General features: G+C 46.2%; 20 protein-coding genes and 1 pseudogene. 6 read left to right on the plus strand and 15 right to left on the minus strand.

Annotated features, from left to right (window positions below):
* The first annotated feature begins 503 nt into the window (after nt 1–503).
* Nucleotides 504–3,035 carry a DNA topoisomerase I gene (locus tag MSSIT_RS11770; RefSeq protein ID WP_048172579.1) on the plus strand — a complete coding sequence of 844 codons (2,532 nt, stop codon included), beginning with the start codon at nt 504–506 and terminating at the stop codon, nt 3,033–3,035.
* Between the two features lie 166 nt (nt 3,036–3,201).
* On the opposite strand, the gene MSSIT_RS11775 is transcribed toward MSSIT_RS11770, so the two are convergent.
* The 7 genes and pseudogenes from MSSIT_RS11775 to MSSIT_RS23245 form a co-directional block, all read right to left on the minus strand.
* Entirely contained in the window at nt 3,202–5,430 is a 2,229-nt protein-coding gene (locus tag MSSIT_RS11775) for a type I restriction endonuclease subunit R (RefSeq protein ID WP_231589777.1), read from the minus strand.
* 30 nt (nt 5,431–5,460) lie between these two features.
* Nucleotides 5,461–6,206: pseudogene (locus MSSIT_RS25715) on the minus strand (type I restriction endonuclease).
* 66 nt (nt 6,207–6,272) lie between these two features.
* The gene (locus MSSIT_RS25335) at nt 6,273–6,407 is read right to left on the minus strand and encodes a hypothetical protein (protein WP_269430786.1); all 135 of its coding nucleotides are present in this window, start codon (nt 6,405–6,407) and stop codon (nt 6,273–6,275) included.
* A gap of 226 nt (nt 6,408–6,633) precedes the next feature.
* Nucleotides 6,634–7,233: a hypothetical protein gene (locus MSSIT_RS11780; protein WP_048172580.1), complete on the minus strand. Its 600-nt coding sequence runs from the start codon at nt 7,231–7,233 to the stop codon at nt 6,634–6,636.
* 78 nt (nt 7,234–7,311) lie between these two features.
* Complete coding sequence (locus tag MSSIT_RS11785; RefSeq protein ID WP_048172582.1) at nt 7,312–7,584, minus strand: type II toxin-antitoxin system mRNA interferase toxin, RelE/StbE family; 273 nt, start codon at nt 7,582–7,584, stop codon at nt 7,312–7,314.
* Nucleotides 7,581–7,787, minus strand: a complete 207-nt coding sequence (locus MSSIT_RS11790) for a hypothetical protein (RefSeq protein WP_156158849.1) — start codon at nt 7,785–7,787, stop codon at nt 7,581–7,583. The genes MSSIT_RS11785 and MSSIT_RS11790 overlap by 4 nt, the downstream gene beginning before the upstream one ends.
* Before the next feature lie 68 nt (nt 7,788–7,855).
* Nucleotides 7,856–8,020, minus strand: a complete 165-nt coding sequence (locus MSSIT_RS23245; RefSeq protein WP_156158850.1) for a hypothetical protein — start codon at nt 8,018–8,020, stop codon at nt 7,856–7,858.
* A 222-nt stretch (nt 8,021–8,242) separates the two neighbouring features.
* Between MSSIT_RS23245 and MSSIT_RS11795 the strand changes: the two genes are divergently transcribed.
* Entirely contained in the window at nt 8,243–8,434 is a 192-nt protein-coding gene (locus tag MSSIT_RS11795; protein WP_048172585.1) for a hypothetical protein, read from the plus strand.
* 76 nt (nt 8,435–8,510) lie between these two features.
* Here MSSIT_RS11795 and MSSIT_RS11800 read toward each other — a convergent pair whose 3' ends face one another.
* The gene (locus tag MSSIT_RS11800) at nt 8,511–9,635 is read right to left on the minus strand and encodes a hypothetical protein (protein ID WP_048172587.1); all 1,125 of its coding nucleotides are present in this window, start codon (nt 9,633–9,635) and stop codon (nt 8,511–8,513) included.
* Between the two features lie 190 nt (nt 9,636–9,825).
* On the opposite strand from MSSIT_RS11800, the gene MSSIT_RS24795 reads away from it, so the two are divergent.
* From MSSIT_RS24795 to pepD, 4 genes are all read left to right on the plus strand, one after another.
* Entirely contained in the window at nt 9,826–9,966 is a 141-nt protein-coding gene (locus MSSIT_RS24795; protein WP_231589780.1) for a hypothetical protein, read from the plus strand.
* An 835-nt stretch (nt 9,967–10,801) separates the two neighbouring features.
* On the plus strand, nt 10,802–11,215 hold the full coding sequence (locus tag MSSIT_RS11805) for an NUDIX domain-containing protein (RefSeq protein WP_048172589.1): 414 nt from the start codon (nt 10,802–10,804) through the stop codon (nt 11,213–11,215).
* Complete coding sequence (locus tag MSSIT_RS11810) at nt 11,184–11,369, plus strand: hypothetical protein (protein WP_048172590.1); 186 nt, start codon at nt 11,184–11,186, stop codon at nt 11,367–11,369. Before MSSIT_RS11805 ends, MSSIT_RS11810 begins: the two co-directional genes overlap by 32 nt.
* A 300-nt stretch (nt 11,370–11,669) precedes the next feature.
* The gene (pepD, locus tag MSSIT_RS11815; RefSeq protein ID WP_048172592.1) at nt 11,670–13,190 is read left to right on the plus strand and encodes a beta-Ala-His dipeptidase; all 1,521 of its coding nucleotides are present in this window, start codon (nt 11,670–11,672) and stop codon (nt 13,188–13,190) included.
* Here the strand turns inward: pepD and MSSIT_RS25340 are convergent, their stop codons facing one another.
* The 7 genes from MSSIT_RS25340 to MSSIT_RS11845 all read right to left on the minus strand — a co-directional run bounded on the left by MSSIT_RS25340 (nt 13,191) and on the right by MSSIT_RS11845 (nt 19,133).
* Entirely contained in the window at nt 13,191–13,322 is a 132-nt protein-coding gene (locus tag MSSIT_RS25340) for a hypothetical protein (RefSeq protein WP_269430787.1), read from the minus strand.
* 122 nt (nt 13,323–13,444) lie between these two features.
* Entirely contained in the window at nt 13,445–13,999 is a 555-nt protein-coding gene (locus tag MSSIT_RS11825; RefSeq protein WP_048172595.1) for a YqhA family protein, read from the minus strand.
* 165 nt (nt 14,000–14,164) lie between these two features.
* Nucleotides 14,165–14,518, minus strand: a complete 354-nt coding sequence (locus MSSIT_RS11830) for a sulfatase-like hydrolase/transferase (RefSeq protein WP_048172597.1) — start codon at nt 14,516–14,518, stop codon at nt 14,165–14,167.
* A 149-nt stretch (nt 14,519–14,667) separates the two neighbouring features.
* Nucleotides 14,668–15,585 (minus strand): HAD family hydrolase, encoded by a 918-nt coding sequence (locus MSSIT_RS11835; RefSeq protein ID WP_048172599.1) that lies wholly within the window; start codon nt 15,583–15,585, stop codon nt 14,668–14,670.
* A gap of 261 nt (nt 15,586–15,846) precedes the next feature.
* Nucleotides 15,847–16,062 (minus strand): hypothetical protein, encoded by a 216-nt coding sequence (locus MSSIT_RS23255; RefSeq protein ID WP_148705503.1) that lies wholly within the window; start codon nt 16,060–16,062, stop codon nt 15,847–15,849.
* 117 nt (nt 16,063–16,179) lie between these two features.
* Entirely contained in the window at nt 16,180–17,670 is a 1,491-nt protein-coding gene (locus MSSIT_RS11840) for an arylsulfatase (RefSeq protein WP_048172601.1), read from the minus strand.
* 152 nt (nt 17,671–17,822) lie between these two features.
* Nucleotides 17,823–19,133, minus strand: coding sequence for an anaerobic sulfatase maturase (locus MSSIT_RS11845; RefSeq protein ID WP_048172603.1), 1,311 nt, complete (start codon nt 19,131–19,133; stop codon nt 17,823–17,825).
* Between the last annotated feature and the right edge of the window lie 129 nt (nt 19,134–19,262).

Consider the following 19,262-nt stretch of genomic DNA (forward strand, 5'->3'; position numbering starts at 1 on the left):
AGCTATAGGGATCAATTGCAGCGATTAGTCAGCAATTGACCGACTATAACAACAAAGTAATCGATTAGTTGCAACGATTAATCTCAAAGGTTCACTACACCGATTGATTACCAAGATCAATCTCTATCCAGGGTGCAAAATAGAACAAACGGTATACTGATATATAACTTTTCATTTTGCGGAAAGCCATTAATAATCTATAAATGGCGAAATATATAAATCATGTGTAGGTCCATTACATGATATAATGTGCATATTGTATTTGATTTGCACATTACATTGCACATTACATATGTGATGTGTATTTACGTGCATATTACTTGTATATTACATGTTCGTCATAATAAGCAAAGAAAACTGCCTGCAGAAATCGTATTTATAAAGATCCATCATAGAGAAAAAGGTAAGGGAAGAATTCAGAAAATAATTCCGGAAAAAAAGAAACTCTGGGATCTTTCCGCATTTCAGCTTTTATCCGTATCAAGGAGTTCAGGTTTTTAACCATGACAGTTGTCGCATTTGCAGAAAAGAATAAGGCAGCCGCCCAGATAGCAAAGATCCTGGGCGATGGGGAAGTGGATAAAATTTCAGTAGAAGGGCTGCCTGCTTATGAGTTTAAATGGAAAGGAGAAGAATGGCTTGTGATGGGGTTATCCGGGCACATCATGAACTATGATTTTCCGGAACAATACAATAAATGGAGTGAGGTAAACCCCGGTACGCTGCTCGGGATAGACCCCGAAAAATTCGTGACCAGGAAAGAGTACGGAGCTGCAATAAAAAACCTGGCAAAAAGGGCAGACAAAATTATCCTTGCATGCGACTATGACAGGGAAGGGGAAAACATAGGGTTTGAGGCAAAAACCCTTGCTGAAGAGGTTACAAACGCGCCTGTTGCAAGGGCACGCTTTTCAGCCCTGTCCCCAAAAGAAGTCAGGAAAGCTTTTGAAAGCCCCGTAGACCCTGACCATAACCTGGCAATGGCTGCGGAAACCAGACAGATCCTTGACCTGAAAATGGGTGCGGCTTTTACAAGGTTTGTTACGCTTTCGGTTAGGGAAAAGGCAAGGACAAAAGATATCCTTTCAATCGGGCCCTGCCAGACGCCTACCTGCGGTTTTGTTTACGAAAGGGAAAAGGCGATCCGGGCTTTTAAGGCAAAGGACTTCTGGAAGATTACTGCAATTTTCGGAGCAAAAGGCGGAGACTTCGAGGGTACCCACAGGGCAGGAAATATCCACGACAAAGAAAAGGCAGCAGAGATCTTCAAAAGATTAAAGGGAGCAAAAGAAGGCTTTGTTGTAAAGAAAACGGTAAAGGAAGCAAAGACCAGCCCTCCGAATCCGCTCAATACAACGGAGTTTCTGAAGCGGGCTTCAAAGTTCCTGGGAATTAGCCCGGAAGTTGCCCTTGAAGTTGCCGAACAGCTTTACCTCGCCGGGTTTACAAGCTACCCCAGGACAGAGACCAACAAATATGCAGACGACTTCGACTTCAAGACCCTGTTATCTGATTTTGCAAGGCAAAAAGAGTATAGGCCCTTTGCCGAGTCAATCCTCTCTGCCCCGATAGTCCCGAAAAACGGAGACAAAGATGCGCACGACCACCCTCCTATCCACCCTATCCGGGCGGCTGCGAGGGGAGAAATCAGCGCTGCAATAAACATCCAGCACGCGGCAGAGGTTTATGACCTTATTGTAAGGCATTTCCTGTCAAACCTTATGCCTGCAGCAGTTTTTGAAAAGACTCACCTTCACCTGCAGGTCCGGGAAGAGCCTTTCGATTCCTCAGGGACCGTGCTTAAAGATGCGGGGTGGCTTGAAGCCTATCCATTTGAAAACAAAAAAGATAAGCTCCTCCCCTTTGTAGAGGAAGAAGAGAAAGTGGACGTAAAAAAGCTGAGCAACACCAAGTCCAAAACCAGCCCTCCGAAGAAGCTGACCGAAGCTGAGCTCCTGACCCTTATGGACAAGCACGGGATCGGGACAAAAGCAACAGCTCCTACCCATATCGAAACAAACAAAAAGCGCGGCTATTTCGAAACCAAGGGCAAGACTGTCTCGATCCTGGACACGGGATTTACTCTGATGGACGGACTCTCCCTGACCGTCCCGATCCTTGTCAGGCCAGACATCCGCGCAAAAATCGAAGCCCTGATTCAGGAAGTAGAGGACGGAAAAAAAGAGTTCGAAGCTGCCCTTGACGAGGGCACGATCCTGATCAAAGAGATGTACGCTCAGCTTGAAGCAAACAAAAAGGAGCTGACCGCAAACATTGCAGGTACGATCAAGGACGAAGCTGCCCTCGAAGACAAGAAAAACTATATCGGGACCTGCAAGGCCTGCGGGCACGTACTCAGGATCGTGCAGACGGACACAGGGCGTTTTGTGGGCTGCACAGGCTATCCGGACTGCAGAAACTCTTTCCCTCTGCCGAAAATCGGGGCTCTCACGGTGCTCCGGAGCAAGGAATGTAAGAAGGGAGGTGCAGCTGTCCTGAAGGTAGGCAATAAATACAACTGGGCTGTCGGCATAGGTCCCTGCTTTAAATGCGAACTTGAAAAGGAATGCTATCCCCCTGAAACCGTGGGTCCCTGCCCCCAGTGTGACGGGAGCATGTTCCTGATCTCTTTTAAAGACAGCCGTTTCCTGGGCTGCACAAAACGTTGTGGGTACACGCATTCGGTCCCCAAGACCGGAAAACTGATCCTGCTCGATAAAAGCTGTGAGACCTGCGGCTGGAAACTCTTCAGGTTAAAAGAGGACGAAAACCCGGAACTTGAGTTCTGCGTAAACCGGCGCTGTCCGGAAGGCCGGAAATACTGGAAACAGGCAGGCTCCAGAACTGTGCCCAGGGGTCAGGAAAAAGCTTCTGCTGCTTCGGCAGTTTCCTCACCGAGGGCGGGAGCAGGAAGAAAACCTGAAGCAAAAAGTACACCGGAAGCAAGAAGTACGGCAAGAAAAGCGGAAAGCTCGGCACCCGGTAGAGTTTCAAAATTATCTCCTGCATCGGGCAGGCGGAAAGAGAGCAAATGAAAAAACGTATTCCGGAGCTTTTCGGAATTCTTTTTTGTTGAGAAAGAGTTTGAAGAGCTTAAATATTCAAATACGCCCTTACAACAAGCCAGATTATAAGTCATCTAAAAATCTTTAGTCGCGTTTTAATTTTATAGGAAACGTCTTTTATAACTCAGAAGGCTTTTCAGGCTATTGCTTCGTAGATGCTGTGGTTATCACCGGCATAAGAGTCGTAGATATGCTGGAAAACCGTATTGCATTTCTCTTCATAAGTTGGTACAGCGTATGAGTCGGGAAGTCCTCTATCCAGTTCGTCTTCGATTTCTTTTTTGACTGCGGCGACAGCCTGCTGCTTCTTTCTCCAGTCCAGAACAAGTTTCTCGGCTTTTAATGTGGTAAGCAGCTCTTTTGAAACTTTCTTTACCTGGATTTTCTCTTTTTCTGTAAGATCAGGTTTTTTTAACTTGTCGAAGAGGGAGAGTTCTTCTTCAGTTAAATTTTCCATTATTGCTCTTTCGTCTTCTTTTTTCAACTCTTTAGCAAAATCGATCAATTCCTTGTAAGAATGATCTACATTAGCAGAACCCGAATTATATGCTTCGATCAGGGTTTCGAACCTCCTCTGGTAATCGAGGCGACTGCTATTTAATCTTATCATTTCTTTCAATTTGTAAGAAACAAGGTTTTTCAACCATTCAAATTCCGTGTTCTTGTGCTGTTTATCAAATCTGTCTGCCAGAGCATCGAAGTCTATTTCTTTAAGTGAAATAATTCTTCCTTTCTTTGACTCCTCAATAATGTATTCTCTGGACTTGATCGATTTATCCAGAACCCCCTGTATGCTGTCCATTACTCTTGAAATATCAACTTCAGGGTCCAGGGAATGAATTTCGTTTATCAGCTCCTCGTAAAGAGTTATTTGCAAAAGAAACTCTGAAGCCCGCTTGTGGGGGAGTATGGATTTATAGATTTTTAGGGCGACTCCGGCCTCGGTTAAAAACTTCTTTTTCGTTGATTTGTTTTTGAGAATAGCATCAGTGGCATTTTTCAAAAGCCTTATTTTCTCAAAACCTGACTTTGTCCTGATGATTTTTTTCGGATCTACAGAAAGGTCGGACAGGAATTTATTCAGCTCTTTGATCTTCTGTTCGAGAGTTTCCAGAAGTATTTCTTTTGGCTTTATCGGAATTTCAATCGTGCCGGATCTGGGTGTGGCGTAAATCTTGAGGGCCTTTTCAAGGTTTTCGAAGATACCCACATAATCAACAATAAAACCCCCGCTTTTATCTCCGTAGACCCTGTTAGCTCTGGCAATTGTCTGCATGAGGCTGTGGTCTTTCATGGGCCTGTCAAGGTAAATTGTTGAGAGTGAAGGAACATCAAAGCCTTCCCTCCATTTGCTGCAGACGAAAACAATTTTGAGATCGCTCTTTGAGTCTTTGAAAGTCTCTTCCAGATTTTCCTCATTCATTCTTTTCCTGTGGGGCTTTATATCCAGCTTATTTTTCTCAAACTTTTTTACCTCATTTTGCCCTTCGCTGACGACAACAGCCATGTCCACGCTTTCAAATTCTGAGATCAACTTTTCCAGCGCTTTTGCGTCCTCACTTCTTGTTGTAGCTTTTCTCTGTGCCTTAAGCTCATCGATATACTGGTTCCAGTATTTCCGGACTTTGTCGTACATCTTTACGGTTGTGAGCTTATCAATGGATACGACAAGGGCTTTGCCGGTATAGCCCCGTGTGACATAGTGTTCCACAATGTCTTTTGCAATTGTTTCCAGACGGTCTTCCCTTACAATGATGTGATATTCCTTGGCAAACTCGGTGGCAAGTTTTGATTCTTCTTCGCCATCAAGGCCGGCCTTTTCAATTTCCCCGTAAATATCGTCATTAAGGTTATCGTTTTTCAACTGGACTTCAGGAACCCGATTTTCATAATAGAGAGGAACAGTTGCCCCGTCTTCTATGGAGTTCATGAAGTTGTAGATGCTCACATAGTCCCCGAATGTGTCCCTTGTCTTTTCTTCTTCAGCCATTAAAGGCGTACCTGTAAAGCCTATAAAACCAGCATTTGGAAGGGCATCCCTCATGTTCTGCGCCAGGGTATCATACTGAGTCCTGTGGGCTTCGTCTGCAATTACTATGATGTCGTCACGTTTCGAAAGCAGAGGATGTTTTACGCCTTTTTTTGTCCCGAATTTATGGATCAGTGTGAAAACAAGCCTGTGGTCTTCGGTGAGCAAACGCTTGAGATGTTCTCCGCTTCTTGCCTGCACGCCGGCTTCACTTATTGCGCCTGCGTTCTGGAAATTCCGGTAGATCTGATCGTCAAGTTCGTCCCTGTCGGTCACGACCACAAAGGTGTAGTTTCCCGGAAATTTTCGCAGAATTTTTTGTGCAAAAAAGATCATGGAATAGCTTTTTCCCGAACCCTGAGTGTGCTAGAAGACCCCTATTTTCCCTTCGTTTTCGTTGCGTTTTTTGAAGGACTCGATGGCATTGTTGACTCCGAGGTACTGGTGATTTTTGGAAATGATCTTGACAGGGTGCCCTTCGCTGCTTGAAAATAGAGTGAAATTTTCCAGGATATCAAGGAAGCGGCTTTTTTCACAGGTCCCCTTTACCATTGTGTCCAGAATAGTGTCCCCGGTTTCCTTTTCGTCCCGGATCCGTTTCCATTCCGCAAAGTGCTCAAATCCACTTGTAATGGTCCCTATTTTTGATTCCCTGCCGTTGGAAAGAATTATGAAAGCATTGTACCAGAAAAGCTGGGGAATTACTTCTTTATAGTCCGTAAGGTTATCGTCAAAAGCCTCTTTCACCTTTCTGCCAGGGCCTTTAACTCGATAAAGATAAGGGGAATTCCGTTTACAAAGCCTAAAAGGTCAGTTCTTCTGGTGTCGATATCTCCGGTTATCCAGAACTGGGACGCTAAAAAGAAGTCGTTATTTTCGGGGTTCTCGAAATCGATGATTTTAACGGTCTGGTCTTCAAGTTCCCCTTTTTTGTTCCTGACTTTGACCTTGACCCCGTTTTTGATTATGGAATAAACTTCCTGATTTGCCTTTACAGAGCTGAGCCTGCTTCTGTCTTTTTCCAGCTCCTGAATTGCCAGTTCTTCAGCTTCCCCGCAGATGTCAGGATTGAGCTTTTTGATTGCCTCGTTCAGTTTTCGGACAAGTAGCACTTCGGACTTTGTTTTTCTCCCCAGAGTTCCTTTCCCGTCAAGCCCGATTTTTTCGTGGAAACAGTTTTAGGGAGTGTAACCCAGCTTTTTGAATTCCGGAATTGCAGCCTTTTCTACGAGGGAGTCTTCACTATAATCGGAATTCATTTCAGAATTTTCTTCAGAAATTGTTACCTGATCCGCTAGAGTTACTTTTTGCATCCTATCATCTTTTTTTCCAGCTAGGATCCTAACAGGTTTTACGCTGGAGAGTATATATTGAAAATTATATTCAAATTTGTTATCATCTTTTAGATTACTCTCTTATTTAAATGATATTGATTTAAGGTTCCAAATCTGAAAGAAAGTATGAAGCCTGAGAATGAAACCTGAAGAATTGAGAATAAAGCTTAAACAAGGACCGGAACAAAAAGGGACGGGTTGACGATCAGTTGTCCTGCAGGTCTTCTTCAAAAAAATCGTCATTTGGATCAGCGATGTCATCAACCAGATTGGAGATATAATATTGTAAATTGTCTCCAATCCCGTAAGGGCTATCATCCGAATCACGGTATAGTTTATGAAGCCTCTCTCTGAAATATGGGTAAAATTCTTGGCCTTTTTCAGTCCTGCCCAGTTCACAAAACTTTTCCATCATGTCAGATCCACCAACCTGAGATGCTTCGTCAATGCCTGAGAATTCATGAAGGTACTTCATGATATTTTCAACAAGGGTAAGGGTCAGGTCCATTGTCCCCTTAATATCTCCCGAAGCATCAAAATATTCGTTAATAGCTTTTTTTGCTACTGAATAACGAGGCCTGCTGGCGGCTCCTCTCGGTGGATAGTAAACATTTATGACCTTTTTCCGGTAAGCCTCAAGGATTTTGTTCTCGTCTCCCGCCTTCGCGTACCTGGCAGTAATGAACCTGCGGTTTTCAACGGAATTTTTGTACAGGTCGTGGAGAAGGTTGATAAGTTCTTTCTGATCTGTTTCTTGAAACAATTTCTTCAGTTCAGACCATTTTAAAGTTGCTTCTTCTGCCATGCTTTTCTCACAATTCGTCTTCATCGATTGTATTTTTAGAAAAATACGTCAATAAGCAAGAGGAGAGTCTTTATAAAATCAGGATGTTCTGTAAACACCATCATGATGTGCAAAATCCCAGAATATAACTTTGTCTTCCGATTCAACAATTTCAAAAACGAGAACAAACGACTTATCAATATGTACCCGTCTCAGACCTTTCATATCGTGCCTTAATGGTTTGAAACGGTGAGGGTTGTCAAGGATTTCACTCATTTTGTTCAGCAGGATTTCAAAACGCTCTTTGTCTTTTTTTTGAATTTTTTCCAGATCTCTTTCAAGGTGCCTGCTGATTTCATACGAATATCTCAAAGCTTTACCCCGAATTTCTTTTCAAATTCGCTTCCCGAAATAGTCCCCTCTTTTTTGATCTCGTCCAGTCTCTCAATGTATTCTTCTCTTACAGGGTGCAGCTCGCTGTCAATCAGCTCAAGGCTTTCCTCGATTTCGAGAATTTTTGTTTTCAGGAAATCCAGGTCATCCGATATTTTCTTTAGCAGCTCTGTTTCGGTCATGTTTTCACATAGATATTTTGCGTCTGGATGATATTTATAAGTGGTTATGAAGGCTTCATTCGGGGTTTTCAAAAAAAATCTTCAACGTCCTCAATAAGTAATTCTACGTCGTCTTCAAATCCCCAGCCTATCCTTTCTGATTTTTTTCTAATTTCAAAAAGCCTTTTCTTAAACCGAGGATAAAGGTCTTTTCCTTCAGGTTTTTTTAAGAAGGTGCAGAATTTTACAAGCATGTCAATGATTTTGTTGTAGAATTTCTCGTCTATATCCCCGTATTCGTTGGTAAAACCCCCCCGTTTTCAACATAGAAAAGCATCAACTCCATTTTTCCTTCAAGATCCCCCGATACTTTCCAGTAGCTGTCAATTCCCTTTTCTTACGCGAATATCCAGATCAGAAACGTCTATTTCTCCTGAAATGAGTTTGGGAAGAATATTGCGGGTTTCTTTAATAATGTGTGGGTTAGAAGGATTGCATCCAGAGTAAAGATTATTGAAGATCCAGAAGAAAGCGATGAAATCGTAAGAACGAAAATTGTTGATGCCTGCTCAAGTTCAGGGGTTTCGGCAATTAAGTTTAATCAAGGAGCTTGGTACCTGGGACATAATTCTTTTGATGTACTTATTGAGAACTTGGAAAGAGTATAAATATTGAAATATGTTTTTTCAAATCTGTTTCCTTTTTTCCCTTGACTTCAAATCTAAACCCCAACTCTTTTCCATCTCAAGAACTTTTTTCTCCTTCTCCCCCGGAATTCCCACTGCCGGAATTCCCGCTGTTGACATGGTTTCTTGTATGGAGCTGCCAGTAGCGGTCGTAGAGTGTGATGATCAGGGTCAGGAGCAGGACGAAGAAGAGTGTGTTTTCGAGGTTTATTGAGCCGTCGTATGTGGGGAGGAAGAAGTCAAATAGGAGGACGAGGCCCAGGTTTACTATCGACATCACGATAAACTCCTGCATGATAGACTTCCAGTGTCTTCCGCGCCGGGACAGCCAGTGGCTCAGGGCTGTGTTTATCACGACAAAAACAGCTACACTAATAGCTAGCTGGAGGTTAGTTGCCCTCACGCCTGGAAGTATCTGGGCAAAGATTATGCCAAGGAGGGATATCAGCGCTATTTTCTCAAGCACCTGTTTGTTAATGAGGCGCTCCCGCTCCTTTTTCACTTCCTCTGGCAGGGGGGCGAGTACCGGAGCCCCTGCCACGGGTAAGGCTTCGATTTGAAGGCCAGGACGGGTAGGAGGCAGATCCCGGATTAGCCACCAGGCCAGGCCGAGAATGAATATTGCATAAGCAATCAGGATGAAGGCGTTTGAGGGATTGGCTTTGATCCAATCGGTGGTGTCCATCTGAGCGACGTGGATCCAGTATTCCTGAGGGAGCTTTATGAAAACCCAGATAAGGGCTGCGGCAGTTATCAGTTTGCTTTTCGTCAGCACCTTCGGGTCCCATTTCAGGCGGATGGTCTCATAGAAGATGAAGAAGTACTCGAAGGTGTTGGGGAAAATAAGAAGCAGAGGACGCAGATGTACGAGTTCGAAGATCGCAACGCCTACCAGCCGGTAGTAGAAGAGGAAGCGGTCCAGTTTGAAGGCGTAGAGGTTCGACCAGTTACGTAGGGTCGAAAGATAAGTGATACTCAGGTAATAGATGTCAAGAGCCTTGTCATATCCCTGGTAGCCTTCAAGGGGCAGGTTCGTAAACAGCTGAAAGATAGTCTGGTCCACTGCGTCAAGGATCAGGGAGGCAAGCACGCCGGGAAGAGGATAGCGCGGAATGGAAAGCGGTATTAAGAAGCGGGCTATAACCACAGCCCAGAAGATCACCAAATCCGAAGTTTCTACCATGAAGTTCGACCCCCCTAATCAATTTCGGCAATGTTAAGTCCGATCTGCTAAAGTGGACCTCTCAAAATAGATCTGTTGAAGCATACCCGCTAATTCAGACCCGCCATACCCCGAAAACAGGCCTGATTGATACCCTTTTTCTTTAATTTCTTCTCCCGCTTCCTTCCGGCTATTGCTGCCAGAAAATACAATGGGAATTGTAAGATTTTGTAGTGCAGTTGCGTATATTCCTATTTTAATAAAATATGGGTATATTTCTATAAAAGTATTTCATATCAAAATACTTGCTTTAAATGCACAGATGGCTGGCCTGAAAGAGCTCCTTTCTTGAATGAGGCTTTTAAATCCTCTTTTCCTGTTGAAAAATCGGTTTAGAAGGTTCGATTAAGAATTAATGGTATTTGAGTGCAGAACCAATGTTCCTTGAAAGCCTTAAAATCCTAAAAATTAAGGGTAAGAATGTGGGTGTTATAGGGTGTTATAAGAAGGGTCATAGGGTGTTATAAGAAAGCGGATGTTTCACCGAATTGCGCCACCCGAATTGCGCCTCGGGAGTACGCGGTCCGTTTCGCTGCGCTCAAGCGGACTAAATAATAGATCAATCTGAGCCTTACAACCGTACTCACTATATTGAGTCGTCCTTGTCCCGCTCGGCGCAGGAGAGCGGTCTTTCTCAAAAAGACAAAAACGAAGAAAAAGAGCACGTAAATAAGAATCAAAACAACATGCCAGCAATTAAAAGCTTCTGAGACGCTTGCGAGTGAAAAAGAAAACAGCAGGTCAAAAGGCAGAAATTTTGGTCTTGTTTCTCTTTAATTTCTGCTTCTTTTTCTCCTTTTTGTGAAGGGCCGCCAGACAAGCTGGCGGAGGCGCTGATATATACCTGTGAATTTAAAAGACGTTTCCGGGGTTAGGAAGGTGTTCTTTAGTGCTGGGCATTTCTTCAGTGTATTTTTCTCTTAATTGCGGTGATGGTTTGCAGGACGCTTTTAATCTGGTTGGCGGGCAGGCTCAGGTCCCGTGCAGCGCAGGGACATAATAATGAAAACTTCCAGCTCCCGGCACCGGAACAGACCAGTTATTAATCCGGGCCTACCGATGTTTTAAATAATTTCCAGAAAAACCCTGTTAAGGAAATATCCGGGGAATATGATCCGTTCAAGGAGGTGATACGTATTCCCAGCGCATATGATAATCGAAGAGGTTCGGTAATAGTTGACACTGATGAAGGGGTTTTACTTGTAAGCAGTTCGGGAGGCTACTATCGGCTTCCCGGAGGAAAACCTAAACGAGGGGAAGCAAGTATCCAGGCGGCAATCCGGGAACTGAGGGAAGAGACCGGGCTGCGGGCATATGAAGTGAAATATTTGTTTAAATTCCATGCGTCCAAGATTTTCCGTATCAAGGGGAAGGGAACGCCGACACCGTCAGACGAGATACACCATTTCGTGTTTTTCAAGCCTGGTAAGGATATGAAGGTAAGAGTTTCCGAAAACACACTCAAAATATTGAAAAGATATTATAACTTGAATTCCGATTCGGATCATCATGAGCGATTCAAAAAAGGCCAGAAGTCTTGAGTTTGCAGCCTACCATATGCATGCAATTGGCTACCCTATTGAGAAAGCCGAAATTGTCAGATCCGGGCTTCATAAGGAATTGAAGGAGACTAAAAAAGCCAGGGTTCCAAGGGAGGCTCAAAACGCTTCATGTCTCCGGAACCATGAAAATTAACAGGAAATTTAGTCATGAAAATTAACCGCGAAGTTTAACTCCTTATTTTTCAGGTATGCATTAAAGAAGAAATCTAATACCTTAATTTTCAGGGGAATATTTAAGAAGAGAACAACTTTTTAACCTCCTTTTGTGTTTTTATTTCTGTTTATCTCTATTGAATGACATATTTCGGTTGGTTTTAGTGTCTCCAACACCGCTGCCGATCCTTGTAAAGTCCTCATACGGTCTTCACAAGACCCTGATAGAAGCCTTATAATATCCGCACAAGATCCGCACAAACAGTCTGAGTTGATTACCATGCACCCGAAAACCCGGCAAATCCTTGAAATTTTCGAGGAGATCAACAAAATCCCGCGCTGTTCGAAGCACGAAGAAAAGCTTTCCCTCTGGCTGCAGGAATGGGGCAGATCCAGAGGCTTTGAGGTAAAAACCGATGCAGTAAAGAATGTCCTCATCAAAGTCCCGGCTACTCCGGGGTATGAAAATTCTCCCGGAATTGTGCTGCAGGGGCACATGGACATGGTCTGTGAGAAGAGCAAAGACTCCAAACATGACTTTTCCAGGGACCCTATCAGGTGTGTGTATGACGGGGACTGGTTGAAGGGAGATGGGACTTCAATAGGTGCGGACAACGGGATCGCACTTGCAATCGGAATGGCGCTGGCAGAAGCCGGAAAAATAGGAGAGATAGAGCATCCTCCTCTCGAACTTCTTTTTACGGTTGATGAAGAAACCGGGCTGACAGGAGCCAGCGGGCTTGACGAAGGTTTTTTTGAAGGCAGAATTCTGCTGAACCTGGATTCGGAGGATGAGGGCGAACTTATAGTCGGGTGTGCAGGAGGGCAGAATTCCCGGGTTACCCTGCCTGTTGAATGGGAGCCGTTTGACTATGGAAAAGAAGGCGGGTTCGGGCTCTTCAGGCTCTCTATTGAAGGGCTTGAAGGAGGACACTCAGGGGTTGAGATTCACAGACAGCGGGCAAATGGGATTCAGTTGCTTGCAAGGCTGCTGGTAAGCCTTAAGGAAAAAACCGGACAAAAAAACCTCAGGCTTGTCTTCTTCAGCGGCGGGAATGTCCATAATGCAATTCCGAACTATGCAGAGGCATTTCTTGCCCTTCCCAGGAGTAAGAAAGAGGAGGCAGAAGCCTTTATCTCCGGGTTTCAGCAAACGCTCATGGAGGAGTATGCGGAATCCGATCCTGAAATCACTCTTGAACTTAAAGAGGTTGAGAACAGAGTTATCTTTGAGACCGCCGGAGGTAAGGTTAAAAGAAAAGAATTGCCTGCAGCAAGGGTCTTTTCGGCAGGGACGGAGGAGAGGCTTCTCGGGGTGCTCCTCGGGTTGCCACATGGGGTCTACAGGCTCTCAGACACTATCCCCGGACTTGTTGAGACCTCAAATAACCTGGCAATAGTAAGGACGAGAGAAGATGAGGTCAAGATCCTCTCGAGCCAGCGCAGTTCTGTTATGTCAAGACTGGATGAAATCACAGGAAAGGTGGAAACAGTTGCAAAACTTGCAGGAGCACGGGCCGAACATGAATACGGATACCCTGCCTGGGAACCGGACCTCCGTTCCGGGCTGCTTACGAAGTGCAGGCAGGCTTATGCGGAGGCTTTCGGGAAAGAGCCGAAAATCAGGGTTGTGCACGCAGGGCTCGAGTGCGGGGTAATAGGTTCAAAATGCGAGTGTATCGAAATGATTTCCTTCGGGCCTACCATCAAAGACCCTCATACTCCGGCTGAAAGGATCTTTATCCCCTCGATTGAGAAGGTCTGGTTTTTCCTAGAAAATCTGCTGAAGAGCTACCGCTGATTAAAAATTTATCAATTCATCAAGCTGCGTGGGCTGCCCCCCGACCTGCAGCAGGCCTATTCCCACTACGACAACCAGCCAGACTGCAAGTATTACCAGTGAAACAGGCCGGGGTTTTCGTGATGTATGCACCTTTGTCTTCTCCGATCCGACAATAAAAGATACCGGTTCCCGGGCAAAGTTATGATGATTTGCCCGGTAGTATGCGGAAAACAAACCATAAAGAGAGAAGGGGATAATTGATAATTCCGGGTTTAATCTTTCTTTTCGTGTGATAACATGTTTGATTTGTTGTTTGTGGAATCCGCTTCGCTCCTGTCTTTCAAACTTCCTTCCTGACCGTCCTTTACGTATGAACGTACCTTAATGAAGTAAGCAAGGGCTGCGATAGGTAAGGCATATCCTATTCCATAGACAGCCAGGTTTGTTTCCGGGGGTTTAAAAATAACGCCCAGGAAGTTAACCCCCAGCACGACAACGGTAAGCCCCACCAGGTTCAGTTCCAGTTCCTCAATGTCATTTATCTCCAGCCAGCCTGGTAAAGGGAGCGGCTGAATAAACAGCTGGTAGAGCCCGATAGAGGTCACGAAGAGTACCGTACCGACCAGGAAGAGATGTACTGTCTCCACAATTTCAACAATTATGTTCACCTCCGGGTTTACATCTGTCATTCCGGTAACCAGTTCACCCATAAAGAGAACCAGATCTACGCCGCCTTTAATAAACAAAACACAGGCAGTAATTGCCAGCCCGATGACGGGAATCAGTACAAAGTATCTCATTCTGGCAATAAATTTCACAACTTTCATAAGCAGATTCCCCTCTCACCTTGTGAGAAATAGTTTGGCTTTCCTTTGCCGTCTCGAACACTTTGATATCGGTGGCTCTAAAGCCGCTGCAATCCCAGGCGGAACTGGTAATCCGGAATGATATCACAAATTTACTGTTCCGTCATCATCCGCTTCAGGTCCGCTTCATCGTCTTTGATCAGTTCTCCTGTAGCCCATGGAAAGTTCGGTGATGGCGGAGAGCCCCAGAGTATGGTGGTTCCTGCCTGTCAGTTCACAGCCCCGAGTAGGAGAACAGAGCGCTGTGGTCTGCATGTTGGTATAGCGCAGGGCCCGGTTTGCCAGCCTTTCCAGGTTGGGCGTTTCGCAGATTCCCCCTAAAACTGATATCTGCCCGTAACCCACGTCGTCCAGAATAAAAAATATCACATTTGGTGCACCTTCTCCGTCCCTTGTCGGCCTGGGCCAGGCAGTTGAGGATTCGTCAAGTGTCCTTCCGATAACGCCAGGAAAAGGTTTTCCGGGCTTGTATTCTATCAATTCAGGTATTATTGCCCCCCATTCTTTCGGAACCTGTAATATTATTCATCGAGTCCCAGATTTTATACAGGCTCAATCTTTTGACTGTACCTGATCCCCCTTTGAGACTCCCCCATTTTTCTGCTTTCAGTCCGCTCTCACGAAACATCTCAGAACACTTTCTTCCAATCATCCTTCATGCTGATCACGATCCAGTCCCGTTCCTTTACCATCTGCAGCGTCTTCTCACTTCCCTCATCGTAGGCATACTCGCGCTTTGCGTCATCATGGCGGAGCAACAACGATAGAGAGTTTTGACCGCTTTTCTGTGCAAGCCACAGCATATGCAGATCTCCATCCGAATTGCCGGCAGCCAGAATGGGCTTGCGGCCAATATGCAGCTCGATATTGACCGGCTTGCCTGCTCCGTCGTCAATAGGATCGACCAGGCCTTTCTTGCGAAAAATTACCGGTCCCTCATCAGTCATCCGGGTCTCAAATGAGATGTTGCTGCCGATAACCCGCTCTTTTGGGATGCTGTAGATCTCCTCCGAGACTGTACGCAAGAAGCTCATACCGCCACCGGACGCCAGGAAGACCTTAAAGCCGTTATCGGCCAGGTAGTGCGCGAGCTCAACCATCGGCTTGTATGTCAGATCTTTGTACAGCATGCCAAAACGGGGATGTTTGGCAGTCTCCAGGAACTCTTTAGCCATAAGCATGAAATCGTCCTGAGACATGCCGGCATGAGAATCAAAGACGGTCTTCATCAGCTCTTTAAAATCGCCGCCAGCATGAGGATCAAGCCTGAAAAAGTAGGTCAGGTCGTCCGTTGCCGCTGCCTTAAAGTGTGGCTGGTCCAGGAGCGCAGGGTCTGCCTCAGCCATCTGTTTCAGCCGGTCTATGACAAAGAAAAGCTGAACATACATGGGCTTCTCAACCCACATGGTTCCATCGTTGTCCAGGATGGCAATTCGCTCGGCTTCCGGCACAAAATCAGCGCTTTCAGGATTTATGACGGCGTTTACGTAATTGATGATTGCTTTCTTAGCTGGTGTTTCGTTCCACAACGAGAGAATTTCGGACATTGTCAATTCCTCTTACTTTATTTCAGATGAAGTCATGAAATCCACCTCCCTCAGCGGTGGTGAAAGTAAAGTGCCGGAATGTACACTCGCTGGTAAAGGCTGAAGCTTACCCTGCCGATTTGGGATTCCTCGTATGGGATACCTGCGACACTATCGTCCACCCGACGTCCTGTACGAGCGTTTCACTCCCCTTTCCAGCCGCTGTTAGATCGGAAGTCGGTTCGTTTTGGAAGCCGGCGGAAGAGTGACACCCACGAGCAATTAATTGCAGCGGATTTTATCTTCATACCCGATTCCCTTTAAAAACGACACCTGGTGAACAACCAATTGCACCAACTCACAGACTCCGCATTCTATTATCGGGCCATCGGTTGAGTACTTGAGAAACAGCGCCTCTTCAACCGATGGCCCGCAATCTATGCAGAAACCGGGGCAAGGCTCGGATTCTGAGAGACTTCCGGGAACCCCGATAGGCACTAACCGGTTTTTAATTTCATCCTGAAAATTTGTTTTTGGTCCCGTATGAGAACAGTCTACTCATTTTACTGAGATTACATTGAAGGAGTAGAATGTTCATATAGAGGACTTAAACCTTCAAGTGCTCCCGATTCCCTGCAAAAGCTTTTCCATTACCCGGTCCACTGTAAAGCTTGCTGCTTTCTGGCGTGGAGGAAACTCTTCAAACGTTGCCAGGAAGTCTCCTACTACACCCTGGGCAGGCACCAGCAGGAAGGCATGGTCGAGCATCCAGTCGTAGTAAGTATTGGATGTCCGATCTGCTCTTTCATACGGGTCGGTACGCAGATTGAATATTTTCGGTACACGCAGCGGGACAAAAGGTTCTGCCCAGATAAGGAGCGTGCCGGTGGCGCGTTGCTCCAAAAAGACCAGTTTCCAGTTGTCGTACCTTATAGCCATAAGGTCTCCGTCGTCAGAGAAGTAAAAGAAATCATTCCTGGGAGATTTTTTTTCCTTCCCGGTCAGGTAAGGGAGCAGGTTATAACCGTCAAGATGCACCTTGAAAGTTTTGTCTCCTGCTTTGTGGCCTTTTTTAAGCTTCTCTTTAATATCCGTTTCTCCTGCTGCGGCAAGCACAGTAGGCAACCAGTCTATATGGCTCACAATCTCGTTAGAAACTGTACCTGCCGGAATCTTACCGGGCCAGCGTATTAACTCAGGAACACGGAAAGCTCCTTCCCAGCAGGAATCTTTCTCGTTGCGGAACGGTGTCATAGCTGCATCGGGCCAGGAGTTCATATGTGGTCCGTTGTCCGTGCTGTAGATGACAATGGTATCGTCAGCGATGCCTATTTCGTCCAGCAGGTCGAGAAGCACGCCTATCTGCCGATCATGCTCGATCATGGCATCATGGTACGCGGATTGCCATCGCCCCGACTGTCCCCGTATCCTGTCCGGGATGTGCGTCCTGAAATGCATTCTTGTGGTATTGAACCAGACAAAGAACGGCTTTTCCGCTTCATGCTGACGTTTGATAAAACCGATGGCTGCATCCAGAAATTCCTGGTCTACTTCTTCCATCCGTTTTTTTGTCAACGGGCCCGTATCCTCGATGCGGCCGTCGGCATAGCTATGGATTACCCCCCTGGGGCCATAGTTCTTCCGGAAATTAGGAAAGTCTTTTTCAGGTGGATAATCGCGTTTTTCAGGTTCTTCTTCAGCATTCAAATGATAAAGGTTGCCAAAGAACTCGTCAAAACCATGGTTGGTGGGCAGGTATTCGTCCCGGTCCCCGAGATGGTTCTTTCCAAACTGACCGGTGGCATAACCCAGCGGTTTCAGCAGTTCGGCAATTGTAGGGTCTTCAGGCTGAAGTCCCACCTTTGCTCCGGGCATGCCCACTTTACTCAGTCCCGTACGGAAGGCACTCTGCCCGGTGATAAACGAAGCTCTTCCGGCAGTACAGCTCTGCTCCCCGTAAGAGTCCGTAAACCTGATACCTTCGTTAGCTATCCTGTCAATGTTCGGTGTTCCGTAGCCCATCAGGCCGTCGCTGTAGCAACTGAGATTACTAATGCCAATGTCATCTCCCCAGATGACCAGTATATTCGGTTTCTTTTCTGTCATTCTTAACCCCCATAATAGATTGGTTGAGATTCTGGATTAGCGCTTTTAAGCGGTATCCAAGTTTGAAGAAATTTATCTGGATTTATCCTTCTCTTCACGTTGTTTCTTCAGGAAACACATAGATCAGGGCCGTGGTTGTGCCCCGAGCGTCCTTAAATTCTTACTTTTTTTTTCAGTCGATCTTTCTGCTGACCGTGACAGCGTTTGAACTTGAGCCCGCTGCCGCAGGGACAGAGATCGTTTCGACCTGCCCTTTCAAAAGCCTCTTCCAGAGCCAGGACCCGCATCACCTCTGCGGCCGGGTAGCCCCTGCGTATCAGGCCTGCAAGGACCTGCATCGGGAAATCTATGTGCCGGAAGAAAGCTTTCCAGCCCTCACAGAGGTAGTTCAGGCCGGATTCCCCGGAAGAAGTAGTAAGGAAGCGGTTTTTAGGGCATTCCCCCCTGCAGGCAAAGAGCACCTCGCATTCCCGGCATACCTGCGGGAGAGCGGCCCTTTTTTCCTGTCCGAACATGTACTGCTTTTCCGAAGCGGCAAGCTCGCCTATCTCTTTTTCCATAATATTTCCCAGCAGATAGTCCGGCTCCACAAAATGGTCGCAGGAGTAGAGGTCTCCGTTGTGTTCCAGGGCAAGCCCCATCCCGCATGTTTCTTCAAAAACGCACATTCCTGAAGGCAGCCCCAGCCATCGGCGTGCAGAAGCTTCAAAAGTCTGCACGAAGACCTTCCCCACATCATTTCTAACCCACTCGTCGAAAATGCGGCTCAGGAAAGTTCCGAACTTTTCCGGATGTACCGAACGGTCCGAGACCGTGTCTCCCTTCTGGTAAAGGGTATATCCCCCCTCATTGATTCGCTCTACTACCGGAATAAACTGAATCCAGTCGGTCTTTGCTTCATCCCGCAGGAAACGATAGACCTCCAGCGGATAATCGGCATTAGCCCTGTTTACTGTTGTCAGGACATTATATTCCACGCCATTTTTTTGCAGGAGGCGCAGCCCTTCCATGACCCTATCGAAGCTCCCCTCCCCTTTTTTGTCCACCCGGTAGGCATCATGCAGTTCCCGGGGGCCGTCGATGCTGATCCCGATGAGAAAATTGTTTTCCTTAAAGAAGCGGCACCATTCGTCGTCCAGCAGCGTGCCGTTGGTCTGCATCGTATTTTCGAACGTCATGCCCGGTTTTTTGTACTTTTCCTGCAGTTCGATGGCACGCCGGTAAAAGTTGATTCCCATCAGGGTGGGTTCCCCCCCCTGCCAGGCAACGGTCACCTGCGGGCTACTGTGGGCTGCAATCAGCTGCCGGACGTAGTTTTCCAGCACTTCATCTGACATACGGAACCTGCTGCCCGGATAGAGCAGCTCTTTGTCCAGGAAGAAGCAGTAGGAGCAGGCGAGGTTGCAGATAGCCCCTGTAGGCTTTGCCAGCACATGGATTCGGAGGGGCAGCGATTTTGTCATTTAGCAGTGCCTCCCTGAGCCCGGATTTCCGGGTTGAATTTGAGCTCCATGATCCGGACAATTATTCGGGCCATTATTCGGATTTCGTAAGGTCTGCCTGTATTTTCGGTCATTTGAAATTCTCCTTCT

The sequence above is a fragment of the Methanosarcina siciliae T4/M genome (assembly GCF_000970085.1).
Classification (GTDB): domain Archaea; phylum Halobacteriota; class Methanosarcinia; order Methanosarcinales; family Methanosarcinaceae; genus Methanosarcina; species Methanosarcina siciliae.